Genomic DNA, 14955 nt, shown 5'->3' on the forward strand with positions numbered 1-14955 from the left:
TCAGGTCGTGGTGCCGTCGATGGCGAGCCGCAGCAGGCTGGCGGCGTCCATGTCGTCGATCGAGGTGGCGGCCGCGTCGTCGGACGGCGCGGGCGTGGGTGCGTCGTCGTCGGCCAGCTGGAGCACCATCTCCAGCAGGCCCGCCTGGCGCAGGCGGCTGATCGGGATCGCCGCCAGCGCCGCGCGGATCCCGGCGTCCGGGTCGTCGGGCGTGTCGCCGCCGTCGGGCAGCAGTTCGGCGCGCAGGTAGTCGGCCAGCGCGTTCGGCGTCGGGTAGTCGAAGACCAGGGCGGCCGGCAGCGTACGGCGGCCGGTCAGGGTCCGCAGCCGGTTGCGCAGCTCCACCGCGGTCACCGAGTCGAAGCCCACGTCCCGGAACGCCCGCGAGCCGGTCAGCTCGTCGGTGCCGTCGAAGCCGAGCGTGGCGGCCGCCTCCGTACGGACGGCGTCCAGCAGCACCCGGGTGGCCTCGGCCGGGGCCAGCCCTGCCAGGCGGCGCACCAGGGCGGTCTCGCCATCGTCAGCCGGTTCCGCCCCGGCGTCCGTGTCGTGCAGCGCGCCGCGGACCTCGGGCAGCTCGGCCAGCAGCGGGCTGGGCCGGGCCGCGGTGAAGGCCGGGGCGAACCGGGCCCAGTCGGTGTTGGTGACCGTGAGGCTCGCCTCACCGTCCTCGATGGCCCGTTGCAGCACCGAGATCGCCAGGCCGGGCTCCATCACGTTCACGCCGCGCTTGAGCAGGTGCGCCAGGATCCGCTGGTCGGTGGCCATGCCCGCGCCGCCCCAGGTGCCCCAGGCGACCGAGGTGGCGGGAAGGCCGCGGGCCCGCCGGTACCGGGCCAGGCCGTCCACGAACGCGTTACCGGCGGCGTAGCCGCCCTGGCCGCCGCTGCCCCAGCTGGCCGCGCCGGACGAGAACACGACGAACGCGTCGAGGTCCAGGCCCTCGGTCAGTTCGTGCAGGTTCCAGCCGCCGGTGAGCTTGGCGCGCAGCAGGTCCTCCAGCTGATCGCCGGTGATCGACTCGACCGGGGCGTCGCCGGAGCCGACGCCCGCCGCGTGCACGACCGCGCTCAGTGGACGGTCGGCCGGAATGCCGTCGAGCAGCTCGGCCAGCGCCGTACGGTCGGCGGCGTCGACCGCGGCGACCGTGACGCCGACGCCGAGTTCCGCCAGGTCCGCGGCGAGGTCGGCGGCGCCGGGGCTGTCCGGGCCGCGGCGGCTGGTGAGCAGCAGGTGCTGGGCGCCGCGCGCGGCGACCCAGCGGGCCAGGTAGCCGCCGATGCCCCCGGTGCCGCCGGTGATCAGTACGGTGCCCCGCGCCCGGAAACCACCGGCGTGCTCCCCCGCGACGGCCGGGGCGGGCACGAGACGGCGGCCGTACGTGCCGGTGGCGCGGACGGCGAGCTGGTCCTCGGTGCCCCCCAGCGCGGCGGCGAGCTGCACTGCCGCGGTGCCCTCGGGGTTGCCCGGCAGGTCGACGAGGCCGCCCCAGCGCTGCGGCACCTCCAGCGCGGCGACCCGGCCCCAGCCCCACAGCGTGGTCTGCTCCGGCGCGGTGACCGGGTCGTCGTGGCCGGTACCGACCGCGCCACGGGTCGCGACCCACAGCGGCGCGGCGATGCCCGCGTCGCCGAGGGCCTGCAGCAGCAGCACGTTCCCGGCGAGGCCGCGCGGCACCGCGCCGTCGCGCCCGCCGACGAGTCCGACCAGGCTGAGCACTCCGGCGACCGCAGCGCCCTCGGCCCCGCCGGCGTCGACCAGCCCAGCGCCGACCAGCCCGGCGCCGACCAGCCCGGCGTCGGCCAGCCGCAGCGCGAGTCCGGCCCGGTCGGTGTCCGCGGGCATCTCGAATCGGACGGTGTCCGGTCCGAGCGCGGCAATGACCGCGTCGGCCCAGTCCTCGACGCCCGCCGTCGACGAGTGCGGCGCGTCGGTGGGCTCGCCCACCGCCGTGGCGGGGACGACGACCAGCCATCGGCCCTGCGGCGCGGCGGCCGCGGGCACCGGCACCCAGGAGTCCCGGTAGCGCCACCGATCCGTGACGGCGTCGCCGCGCTTGCGGTCGCGCCAGGTGGCGAGCGCGGGCAACAGCGCGGTGGCCGCATCGGCGTCGAGGTCCAGTTCGGACGCCAGCTCACCGCTCTCGACCAGCTCCCAGAAGGCGGCGTCCGCCGGGTCACCGGCGCGCGGCCCCGACATCTCGGGCCAGAACCGCTGCTGCTGGAACGCGTACGTGGGCAGCTCCACCCGCCGCCCGGCGGGCACCACGGCGGTCCAGTCGACTCCCAGCCCGCGCACGAAGCCCTCGGCGGCGGCCGCCAGCAGCCTCGGCAGGCCGCCCTCCTCCCGGCGCAGGGTGCCGAGCACGACACCCTCGACGCCCGCGGATTCCAGCGTCTGCTCGACCGCGACGGTCAGCACCGGATGTGCGCTGGGCTCGATGAACACCCGGTGGCCCGACTCGGCCAGCAGCCGGGTGACCGCCTCGAACTCGACGGTCTGCCGCAGGTTGCGATACCAGTAGTCGGCGGTGAGACCGGCGGTGTCGAACAGCCCGGCGGTCACTGTCGAGTAGAACGGGATGTCCGAGCTGCGGGGCCGTACCGGCGCGAACGCCGCCAGCACCCGCTCGCGGATGACCTCCACCGCCGGGGAGTGCGACGCGAACGCCGCCGGGATGCGCCGGTGCCGCACCTCGTCGGCGACCAGCTGCGCCTGCAGTTCCGCCAGCTCGGCGACGGGGCCGGAAACCACCGCGGTGGACGGCCCGTTGAACGCGGCTACCTGCAGGGCGGGCCAGGCGGCGACCCGCGCCGCGATGTCGGCGGCGGGCAGCGACACGGAGACCAGCCCGCCGACGCCGTCGAGGGAGTCGAGCGCGATGAGGCTGCGCAACGCGATGATCATGGCGCCGTCCGCGACGGTGAGGCCACCCGCGACGGTCGCCGCGGCGATCTCGCCCTGGGAGTGGCCGACGACCGCGTCCGGTTCGACGCCGAGCGACCGCCACACCTCGGCCACCGCGACCAGTACGGCCCACAGCGCGGGCTGGACCACGTCGACCCGGTCGAGCGACGGCGCCCCGTCGGCGCCGGACAGCACGTCGCGCAGCGACCAGTCCACGTACGGCGCGAGCGCCGCCGCACACTCGTCGATCTTGTCGGCGAACACCGGCGAGCCGGCCAGCAGCTCCCGCCCCATGCCGATCCACTGCGAACCCTGGCCGGGGAAGACGAACACCACCCTGCCCAGCGGCCCGGCCGCGCCGGTGATCGCGGACGGGGACGGCTGGTCCGCCGCGAGGGCCAGCAGCTCGTCGCGCCCGCCGTCGAGCAGCACCGCACGGTGCTCGAACAGCGAGCGGGTGGTCAGAAGCGCGTGGGCGACGTCCACCGCCGCGGCATCACCCGACAGTCCGCCGTCAACGCGGACACCGTCGGCGTCGACGTCCGGCCAGGACCGCTCCCCCAGCATCTCGGCCAGGCGGGAAGCCTGGTCCCGCAGCGCAGCAGCGGTTCGGCCCGACAGCACCCACGGCACGACCGGCGGTGTGACGACCTCCGGGTCCGGGCCGGGCGCGGGCGACGCCTGTTCGAGGACGACGTGCGCGTTGGTGCCGCTGAGCCCGAACGACGACACACCGCCCCGGCGCGCCCGGCCGCTCTCCGGCCACGGGGTCGTCTCGGTGAGCAGCCGCAGATCGCCGCTGCTCCAGTCCACATGTGACGAGGGACGCTGCGCGTGCAGCGTCCTGGGAAGTATGCCGTGCCGCAGTGCCAGCACCATCTTGATCACCCCGGCGACGCCCGCGGCGGCCTGGGTGTGCCCGATGTTGGACTTGACAGAGCCGAGCAGCAACGGCTCCGCCCGGTCCCCGCCGTACGTCGCCAGCAGCGCCCCGGCCTCGATCGGGTCGCCGAGCCGGGTGCCGGTGCCGTGGGCCTCGACCGCGTCCACGTCCTGCGGACGCAGACCGGCGTTGGCGAGTGCCTGCCGGATCACCCGCTGCTGCGCGGGGCCGCTGGGTGCGGTGAGGCCGTTCGACGCGCCGTCCTGGTTGACCGCCGAACCGCGGATGACCGCGAGCACCTCGTGGCCGTGGCGTTGCGCGTCGGAGAGGCGTTCCAGCACGATCATGCCGACGCCCTCTCCCCAGCCGGTGCCGTCGGCGGCGTCGGCGAACGCCTTGGTCCGCCCGTCGGCGGGCAAAGCCCCCTGCTGGGTGAGCAGGTAGAACGAGCGGGGGCTGGCCAGTACCGTCGCGCCGCCGGCCAGCGCCAGGGAGCATTCGCCCTGCCGCAGGGCCTGCGCGGCCAGGTGCAGTGCCACCAGCGAGGCGGAGCAGGCGGTGTCGACGGTCATCGCGGGGCCTTCGAGCCCGAACGTGTACGACAGCCGCCCGGAGATCACGCTGGCGGCCAGCCCGGTCAGGACGTGACTCTCGTTGTCCTGCCCCGCGTCCAGCAGCACGCTCGCGTAGTCCTGGCCGTTGGTGCCGACCCACACGCCGGTACGGCTGCCGCGCAGGGTGGCCGGGTCGATGCCGGCCCGTTCGAACGCCTCCCACGAGGTCTGCAGCAGCAGCCGCTGCTGCGGGTCCATGAGCAGCGCCTCGCGCGGGCTCACGCCGAAGAAGCCGGGGTCGAATCCGGCCGGGTCGGCGAGGAAACCGCCTTCGGAGGTGGCGCTGCCCGCGATGAGCTTGTTCAGGTCCCACCCGCGGTCGGCAGGGAACGGCCCGATCGCATCCCCGCCGTCCAGCAGCAGCCGCCACAGGTCCTCGGGCGAGCGCACGCCACCCGGGAACTGGCAGGCCATGCCCACGATGGCGATCGGTTCATCGATCGGGGTGCCCGCCACGGGCTCCGCGTCGGGCGCCTCGCCCGCGAGGTATCCGGCCAGCGCCCGCGGCGTCGGGTAGTCGAACACGACAGCGGCGGGCAGCACCCGGCCGGTGGCCGCGCCCAGCCGGTTGCGCAGCTCGACCCCGGTCAGCGAGTCGAACCCGAGGTCACGGAACGCCCTGTCCGCGCCGACCGCGGCCGCGTCGGCGTAGCCGAGCACCGCGGCCACCTCGGCGCGGACCACCTCCAGCAGCACGGCGGCCCGCTCGGCCGCGGGGCGCCCGGCCAGGCGCCGGTCCAGCTCCGCGGCGCCGGCACCGTTCGCGACCCTTTCCAGGACGGTACGGGCCTCCGGCAGCTCGGCCAGCAACCGGCTGGGCCGCGTCGTCAGCAGCACGGTCAGCAGTTCGGTACGGCGCAGGTCGGCGACGACGACGGTCGGTGCGGGTTCGGTCACCACCTGGCGGAGCACGGCGAGGCCGTGTTCGGGCCGCATCGCGGGGATCCCGGTGCCCGCCGCCATGCCCTCGCCCGCCCAGGCACCCCAGGCGATCGACGTGGCGGGCAGGCCGAGGGCGTGGCGCCGCTGGGCGATGCCGTCCAGCACCGCGTTGGCCGCCGCGTAGTTGCCCTGGCCCGGGTTGCCGATCGCACCCGCCATCGAGGAGAACAGCACGAACGCGTCCAGGTCGTGCCCGCGGGTCAGCTCGTCGAGCAGCAGCGCCGAGTCCACCTTGGCGCGCCGGACCGCCGCGAAGCGTTCCGGGGTCAGGCTTTCCAGCATGCCGTCGTCGAGGATCCCGGCGGTGTGCACGACCGCGGAGACCGGGTACGCGGCCAGCAGCGCCGCCACCGCGTCCCGGTCGGCCATGTCGCACGCCACGACGTGCACCTCGGCGCCGAGGCCGGTCAGCTCGGCGCGCAGCTCGTCGGCGCCGGGCGCCCGCGGGCCGCGGCGGCTGGCCAGCACCAGCGTTCCGGCCCCGCGGGCGGCCAGGTCACGTGCGACGGTGGCGCCCAGCGCGCCGGTCCCGCCGGTGATCAGTACGGTCCCGGCCGGCGTCCACTCCGCCCCCGCATGGCCCGGCGCGGGCACGAGACGGCGCGCGTACACGCCGTCGGGGCGGACGGCGACCTCGTCCTCGCCGCCGGTGAGGGCGGCGACCAGCCGGGCGGCGGCCGTCTCGTCCAGCGCCTCCGGCAGGTCGATCAGGCCGCCCCACCGCTGGGGCGTTTCCAGCGCGGCGACCCGTCCCAGCCCCCAGACGCCGGTCTGTGCCGGGTCGGTGACCGGGTCGGCCGCGGACACCGAGACCGCGCCGCGGGTGACCGCCCGCAGCGGAGCGGCGATACGGGCGTCGCCGAGGGCCTGGATCAGCGTCGTGGTGCCGACCGCGTCGAGCAGCGACACCACCCCGGCGACCGGCCCGGCGGCGGCCAGCCGCGCGGCCAGTCCGTCCCGGCCGTCGGCCCCGGCCGTTACCGCTACGGCGTGGCCGCCCAGCGCCGTCAGCACGAACGTCGCCCGCTCGCCGGCGCCGTCGCCGCTGACCACCAGCCAGGGCTCGGCCGCGCCGGACGTGGATCGAGGGTCACCCGGCACCGGCCGCCAGATTTCGCGGTAGCGCAGGGCGGCCGTCGCGGAGAGTTCCCGGCGGCGGTGGCGCCAGGCCGACAGGGCGGGCAGCACGGCGCCCAGCGCGTCCTGGTCGGCGTCCAGCTCGACCGCGACCGACCCCAGGTCGTCGCGCTCCACCAGCGCCCAGAACGCGTCGTCGGAGCCGGACGCGATCGTCTCCGGCCAGTACCGCCGCCGCTGGAACGCGTACGTGGGCAGGTCCACGACAACGGCGCCGGTGCCCGCGAAGACCCGCGCCCAGTCGACCGGCACCCCGCGCACGTGCAGCCGGGCGAGCGCGGTGAGCAGGGTCGCCTCCTCGTCGCGGCCCGACCGCAGCGCGGGCACGCAACCCTCGGCGAGGGCCGACAGCACTCCGTCGGGGCCGAGTTCCAGCAGGGTGGCGCGCAGGCCGGTCAGGGTGGCGACGCCGTCGGCGAACCGGACGGTCTCCCGCACGTGCCGTACCCAGTAGTCGGGCGAGGTGAGCTGCGCGTCGGTGGCGAGTTCACCGGTCAGGTTGGACACGACGGGAATCCGGGGCGGGGACAGCGTCACGCTCGTCACCACCGCCCGGAATTCGTCCAGCATCGGATCCATCAGCGGAGAGTGAAACGCATGGCTGACCCGCAAACGGCTAGTCTTGCGGCCGCGGGCGGCGAATTCGGCGGCGATCCGTTCGGCCTCGTCGGCCCGCCCCGACACCACCACCGACTGCGGCCCGTTGCAGGCGGCGATGCCGACCCCGGCGGTCAGCAGCGGCCGGACCTCCTGCTCGTCGGCCTGCACCGCGATCATCGCGCCCCGCTCGGCGGGCAGCGCCTGCATGAGCCGGGCCCGCGCGGCGACCAGGGTGCACGCGTCGGTCAGGGTCAGCACCCCGGCCACGTGCGCGGCGGTGATCTCGCCGATGGAGTGCCCGCCGACGACACTCGGGCGCACCCCCCACGACTCGACCAGCCGGTACAGCGCCACCTCGACGGCGAACAGGGCGGGCTGGGTCCATTCCGTACGGTCCAGCAGGTCGCGGTCCTCGCCCCACATGACCTCGCGCAGCGGCATGTCGAGGCGGGCCAGCACGTCGTCCAGCGCGTCGGCGAACACGTCGAAGCGGGCGTACAGTTCCCGGCCCATGCCGAGGCGCTGGCTGCCCTGGCCGGAGAAGAGCACCGCGAGCTCCTGCGGCGTCGCTGTTGCCCGGGCGACCTCGGTGATGCCGTCGGCGGTGGCCAGCAGCACCGCGCGGTGCTCGTAGGCGGAGCGGGTCGCGGCCAGCGAGTAGCCGATGTCGGCCGGGTCGTGTCCGGCGGCGGCGTCCCGGATCCGCGCCAGCTGCGCGTTCAGCGCCGCCTCGGACTTGCCGGACACCGGCCACGGGACGGCCCCGGCCCGGACCCGGGCGGGTGGCCGCGGCGTCCCGGCCCGCGCGGCCTGCTCCAGGATGAGGTGGGCGTTGGTGCCGCTGACCCCGAACGACGACACCGCCGCCCGCCGGGCCCGCCCGGTGTCGGGCCACGGCGCGGCGTCGGCCAGCAGCCGGATCGACCCGGACTCCCAGTCGACGGCGGTGGTGGGCGCGCTCAGGTGCAGGGTCCGGGGTGCGGTGCCGTGCGACAACGCCATCACCATCTTGATCACCCCGGCGACGCCCGCCGCGGCCTGGGCGTGCCCGATGTTCGACTTGAGCGAGCCCAGCAGCAGCGGCTGAGCCCGGTCCGTCCCGTACGTGGCCAGCAGCGCCTGCGCCTCGATCGGGTCGCCGAGGCGGGTGCCCGTGCCGTGCGCCTCCACCACGTCCACGTCGGCGGGCGCCAGGCCCGCGTTCGCGAGGGCCTGCCGAATCACCCGCTGCTGCGCGGGGCCGCTCGGCGCGGTGAGACCGTTCGACGCACCGTCCTGATTGACCGCCGAACCCTTGAGTACGGCGAGGATGCGGTGGCCGTGGCGTTCGGCGTCGGAGAGCCGTTCCAGGACGAGCACGCCGACGCCCTCGGCCCAGCCGGTGCCGTCGGCGTCGTCGGAGAAGGACTTGCACCGCCCGTCCGCCGCGAGCCCGCCCTGCGCGGTGAACGCCGCGAACGCTCCCGGCGTCGACATGGCCGACACGCCACCGGCCAGGGCCAGGTCGCATTCGCCGCCGCGCAGCGACTGCGCCGCCAGGTGGATCGCGACCAGCGACGACGAACACGCCGTGTCCACCGCCATCGCGGGACCCTCCAGCCCCGCGAGGTAGGAGATGCGCCCGGCCAGCACGCTGGCGATCGTCGAGGTCAGCGCGTACGCGTCGGCCCCGGCCCCCGCGTTGACCTTCAGGTCGGAGTAGTCCTGGCCGTTGGTGCCCATGAACACGCCGGTACGGCTGCCCCGCAGCGACGTCGGCGCGATCCCGGCCCGCTCGATGGCGTCCCAGGTGGTCTCCATCAACAGCCGGTGCTGCGGGTCCATCGACACCGCCTCGCGCGGCGAGACGCCGAAGAACTCCGCGTCGAAGTCGGCCAGGTCGGTGAGGAAGCCGCCCTGCCGGGTCGCCGTGGTGACCGCGGAGAGGTCCCAGCCGCGGTCCGTCGGGAAGTCGGTGACCGCGTCCCGTCCGTCGGCGACCAGCTGCCACAGCTGTTCGGGGGTGGACACCCCGCCCGGGTAGCGGCAGGCCATGCCGACGATGACGACCGGGTCGGCGGTGGGTGCGGCGGCGACCACCGGTGCGGCGGCCGGTGCGGCGCCGAACAGTTCGGCGCGCAGGTGCGCGGCGAGCTTCTCCGGTTCCGGGTGGTCGAACACCAGGGTCGCGGGCAGGGCGAGGCCGGTGCGGCGGCGCAGCCTGTTGCGCATGTCGACCGAGCCGGCCGAGTCGAAGCCCAGGTCCCGGAACGTCACCCCGCTGGGCAGCGTGTCGGCGTCGGCGTACCCGAGGCAGCGGGCCGCCTCGGCACGGACCAGGCCGAGCAGCGTACGGTCCCGCTCGGTCTCGGTCATCGCGGCGAGCCGACGCGTGAACTCGGGCTCGTCGCCGGTGTCCGGGGCCTCGGCGAGCGCGACGGCGGCCTCCGGGAGCTCGGCCAGCAGGTTGCTGCGCCGGGTGGCGGCGTACGCCGGGGCGAACACCGACCAGTCCGTGTCCGTGATGGTCACGGTGGCGTGGTCGTCGTCGAGGGCACCGCGCACGGCGGCCAGCACGAGGGCGAGGTCCAGCGACCGCACCCCGTCCCGGCCGACGTCGCCGGCACGGTCCGGCCCGACCGCCGCAGTGTCCGGCGGGCCGCTCGGCTCCGCAGCGCTGCGGTCCGACGGGCCGGTACGGCGGAGGCCGCCGCTCACCGTGATGGACACGGCGGGCAGGTCCCGGGCGCGCCGCCAGCGGGCCAGGCCGTCATGCCCGGCGGCGACCGCGGCGCCGCCGGCGCCGCCCGCCGAGAACAGGACGAAGCCCTCGGCGTCACCGGCCAGCTCGTGCAGGTTCCACGCGGCGGTCAGCGCGGTGTCGAGCGTGGCCGTGCCGTCGCCGGATTCCGGGAGCGGGTCGCCGCCGGTCAACGCGGCGGCGTGCACGATCAGGGTGGGCCGGTGCCGGGCGATAACTTCGGCGAGGGCGTCGCGGTCGGTGGGGTCGGCGGTGACGACGTGCTCGACGCCGTGGCCGCGTACCCATGCCGTGAGGGCCCCGTCGGCGTCGCCGGTGATCAGGGCGGTGCCGTGCGGCTGCCGGGCACCATCGTGGCCCACAGGCGGGGCGGGCGCGTGCACGAGGCGGCGGGCGAACACCCCGGCCGTCCGGATGGCGACCTGGTCCTCCGCGCCGCCGAGCACCGCGGCGAGGCGCTGCGCGGCCCGCTCGTCGATCTCCTCCGGCAGGTCGATCAGGCCCGCCCAGGCGAAGCCCCACAGCGCGGCCTGCTCGGGTGCGGTGACCCGGTCGGCGCGGCCCACCGCGACGGCTCCCCTGGTCAGGCACCAGACCGGTACGTCCAGGCCGCCGCCGGACAGGGGCGCGGCCTGCGGCAGGTCCAGCAGGGACACCACGCCGCTCAGACCGGTGGTGTCGAACGTGGCCCCGGCGGGCACGCTGTCCACACCGAGCGCCGCCACCACGGCACGCGTCCACGCGTCCGGTTCGGCGGGGACAACGGCAAGCCAGCGCCCGTCGAGGCCGCCGCTCACGGTCACGGGCTTCCACGTGTCGGTGTAGCGCAGCGCGTCGGCGGTGGAGCGCAGGCGGCGGCTCTCGCGCCACGCGGACAGGGCGGGCGTCAGCGACGCCGCCGCGGCGGCGTCGAGCGCGAGCGCGGTGCCCAGCTCCCCCGAGTCGACCAGGTTCCAGAACTCGGCGTCGACCGGGTCGGCGGCGGCCGGTGCCGCGGCGGCGGGCTGCGGCCAGAACCGCTGCCGCTGGAACGGGTACGTGGGCAGGCCGACCCGGCGCCCCCCGGCGAACAGGACGGCCCAGTCGACCGGCACACCCCGGACGAACGCCGTCGCGACCGAGGTGAGCAGGCGGCGCAGGCCGCCCTCGTCCCGGCGCAGGGTGCCGACGACGAGGCCGTCGGTGCCGGTCTCCTCCAGGGTCTGTTCGATGCCGACGGTCTGCGTCGGATGCGCGCTGGGTTCGACGAAGACGCGGTGGCCGTCGTCGAGCAGCGCCCGGATCGTCTCCTCGAATCGCACGGTCCGGCGCAGGTTGGCGTACCAGTAGTCGGCGGTCAGGTCGGCGGTGTCGATCGGCTGCGCGGTGACCGTGGAGTAGAACGGCACCTCGGCGCTGCGCGGGGCGAGCGGCGCCAGCTCGGCGAGCACCCGGTCGCGGATCAGCTCGACCTGCGGCGAGTGGGACGCGTAATCCACCGGGATGCGGCGGACCCGTACGCCCTCCGCCTCCAGCGCAGCGGACAGCTCGTCCAGGGCCCTGGGTGCGCCGGACACCACGGTGGAGCGGGGGCCGTTGACACCGGCGATGCCGGACCGCTCGTCGAGCCGGGGCCGCAGGTCCTCGGCGGGCAGCGCCACGGACATCATGCCGCCCCGGCCGGCGAGGGTGTCGGCCACGGCGATGCTGCGCAGGGCGACGATCCGGGCACCGTCGTCGAGGCTGAGGGCGCCCGCGACGGTGGCGGCCGCGATCTCGCCCTGGGAGTGCCCGACGACAGCGGCGGGCCGTACGCCCAGCGAGCGCCACACCTCGGTCAGCGAGACCATCACCGCCCACAGCACGGGCTGCACCACGTCGACCCGGTCGAGGCCGGGCGCGCCGTCGCCGCCGCGCAGGACGTCGATCAGCGACCAGTCCACGTACGGCGCCAGCGCGTCCGCGCACTCGTGCAGCCGCTGGGCGAACACCGGCGAGGTGTCCAGCAGTTCGCTGCCCATTCCGGCCCACTGCGAGCCCTGCCCGGGGTAGACGAACACGGTCCTGCCGAGCGGCCCGGCAACCCCGGCGACCACGTCGGCGCCGCCGTCGAGCAGGTCGCGCAGCCCGTCGGCGTCGAAGACGACGGCCCGGTGCTCGAACACGGCCCGGCCGGTGGCCAGCGACCATCCGACATCGGCGGACCCGCCGGGGTCCACGACAGGGAGCAGGCGGGCGGCCTGCTCCCGGAGCGCGTCGGCCGAACGGGCGGTGAGCACCCACGGCGTGACGCCGGCCGTCCCGGATCCGGGCACCGGGGCCACGGGCTCGGCCTGTTCCAGGATGACGTGGGCGTTGGTGCCGCTGACCCCGAACGAGGACACCCCGGCCCGGCGGGGACGGCCGGTCTCCGGCCAGTCGCGCCGCTGCGTCAGCAGGTCCAGCGAGCCCGCCGACCAGTCCACGTGCGAGGACGGCGTGTCGGCGTGCAGGGTCGGCGGCAGGACGCCGTGCCGCAGCGCCAGCACCATCTTGATCACCCCGGCGACCCCGGCCGCGGCTTGGGTGTGGCCGATGTTCGACTTGATCGAGCCGAGCAGCAGCGGCGCCGCCCGGTCCTGCCCGTACGTGGCCAGCAGCGCCTGCGCCTCGATCGGGTCGCCGAGCGTGGTGCCGGTGCCGTGCGCCTCGACCGCGTCGACGTCGGCGGCGGTGAGGCGGGCGTTGGCGAGCGCCTGCCGGATCACCCGCTGCTGCGACGGGCCGTTGGGGGCGGTGAGGCCGTTCGAGGCGCCGTCCTGGTTGACAGCGGAGCCGCGCACGACGGCGAGAACCTCGTGGCCGTGGCGGCGGGCGTCGGAGAGGCGTTCGAGGACGAGCAGACCGGCGCCTTCGGACCAGCCGGTGCCGTCGGCGCTGTCCGAGAACGCCTTGCACCGCCCATCGGCGGACAGGGCCCGCTGCCGGGAGAACTCCACGAACGTGCGCGGCGTGGACATGACACTGACGCCACCGGCGACGGCGAGGTCACATTCGCCGTCGCGCAGGGACTGGGCGGCGAGGTGGAGGGTGACCAGCGACGACGAGCAGGCGGTGTCGACGGTCATGGCGGGGCCTTCCAGCCCGTACACATAGGACAGCCGTCCGGAGGCGACGCTGGGTGAGCTGCCCGCGATGTTGGCGCCCTCGAAGTCGTCGCCGAGCAGCAGGTGGTAGTCGTTGTACATGACGCCGGTGAAGACGCCGGTCCGGCTGCCGCGCAGCGACCGCGGGTCGATCCCGGCGCGTTCGAGCGCCTCCCACGTGGTTTCCAGCAGGAGCCGCTGCTGGGTGTCGGTGGCCAGCGCCTCGCGCGGTGACATGCCGAAGAAGGCGGGGTCGAAGTCGGCGGCGTCGTGCAGGAAGCCGCCGGAGCGGGTGTAGGAGGTGCCGGCGCGGTCGGGGTCCGGGTCGTAGAGGTCGTCGAGGTTCCAGCCGCGGTCGGTGGGGAACCCGGTGATCGCGTCGGTGCCGTCGAGCAGCAGTTGCCACAGCTGTTCGGGGGTGCTGACGCCGCCGGGGAACCGGCAGGCCATGCCGACGATGACGATCGGGTCGTCGCTGACCGGCAGCGCCACCGTGTCACCGGCGGCGTTCTGGTGGTCGGCGCCGACCAGTTCGGCCGTCAGGTGCGCGGCCAGCACTGTCGAGGTCGGGTAGTCGAAGACGAGGGTCGCGGGCAGGGTGAGGCCGGTCTCTGTGGCGAGCTGGTTGCGCAGTTCGACGGCGGCGAGGGAGTCGAAGCCGAGTTCCCGGAACGCCTTGTCGGGGTCGATGTCGGCGGCGCCGCGGTGGCCGAGCGCGTGCGCGACCCGGCCGCGGACCAGCTCCAGCATGGCGTCGGCCCGGTCGCCCGCGCTGAGCCCGGCGAGGCGCTGGGCGAGTCCGGTGGTGGGCGCGGCGGCCGCGGCGGCGCGGCGGGTCTGCCGCGGAGCGAGGTCGCGCAGCAGGGCCGGGATCACATCGGTACGCGCCCGCAGCGCGCCCGCATCGACCCGGATCGGAACAACAGTCGACGCCGGTGAGCCGAGGGCGGCCGCGAACATCCGCAGTCCCTCGTCGGCGGAGAGGACCGGCAGTCCCTGCGTCGCCATCCGCCGCCGGTCGACCTGCGACAGTTCCTGCCCGAATCCGGCGCCCACATCCCAGAGCGAGAAGGCGATGGCCGTGCCCGGCAGCCCGAGCGACTGCCGGTGTGCCGCGAGCCCGTCGAGGAACACGTTCGCCGCCGCGTAGTTGGCCTGACCACCGGTCAGCACGAGACCACCGGCCGAGGAGAACATCACGAACGCGGCCAGCTCCCGGTCCGCGGTCAGCTCGTGCAGCCACCACGCGGCGTCGGCCTTCGGCGCCAGCACGGTGTCGAACCGTTGCGGGGTCATCGCCCCGACCAGGCCGTTGTCACCCACCCCGGCCGCGTGGAACACCGCGGTCAGGTTCTCGATGCCCGCCAGCAGCTCCGCCACCGCAGCCCGATCGGAGACGTCACAGGCCACGACCCGGGCACCCAGCTCCGCCGCCAACTCGGCGGCACCCGGCGCCTCCAAACCCCGGCGAGACGTCAACACCAGCTTCCGGACACCCCGCTCGGCGACGAGGTAGCGGGCCACCACCGCACCGATCCCGCCGGTGCCACCGGTGATCAACACCGTGCCGTCCGGATCGAAGCTCGCCGTCCCGCCCGGCATAGCCGGCTCACCCGGCTGGCCGCCGCGCCGGTCCGCCGTCGCCAGTCCCGCGTCGCGGACCGGGCGCAACCGTGGGACCCACACCGCACCGTCCCGGATCGCGGCCTCGGGCTCCCCCGACGCCACGACCCCGGCCAACGCCCCGTCACCGACATCGCCGTCGGCTTCGACCAGCGTGAACAGGCCGGGGAACTCCACCTGCGCCGACCGCACCAGACCCCACACCGGCGCCTGCACCACATCACCCGGCTCGGTCACCACCACCAGCGGCGACCCCGACGCGGCCGCCGACTGCACCGCCGCCAACACCCGCGACGTCACCGCACGAACCGCCGACGGCACCGGAAGGTCCGGCGTCACGCACCGCAGCACGTCCACAGCGGACATGCCCGCCCCGACCACCGGGCCCCTGCGCCATACCACCTC

At 75.5% G+C, this 14955-nt stretch carries 1 protein-coding gene (only partly in view); it reads right to left on the bottom strand.

Annotated features, from left to right (window positions below; translation table 11 throughout):
- A protein-coding gene (locus ACMCNN_RS15830) for a type I polyketide synthase (RefSeq protein WP_412746974.1) crosses the window boundary here: on the bottom strand, nucleotides 1–14955 show its 3' portion. 13410 nt of this gene lie beyond the right edge of the window; only the last 14955 of its 28365 coding nucleotides appear in the window; the start codon falls outside the window, past its right edge; its stop codon occupies nucleotides 1–3.

This window comes from Krasilnikovia sp. MM14-A1004 (assembly GCF_047159485.1).
Taxonomy (GTDB): Bacteria; Actinomycetota; Actinomycetes; order Mycobacteriales; family Micromonosporaceae; genus Actinoplanes.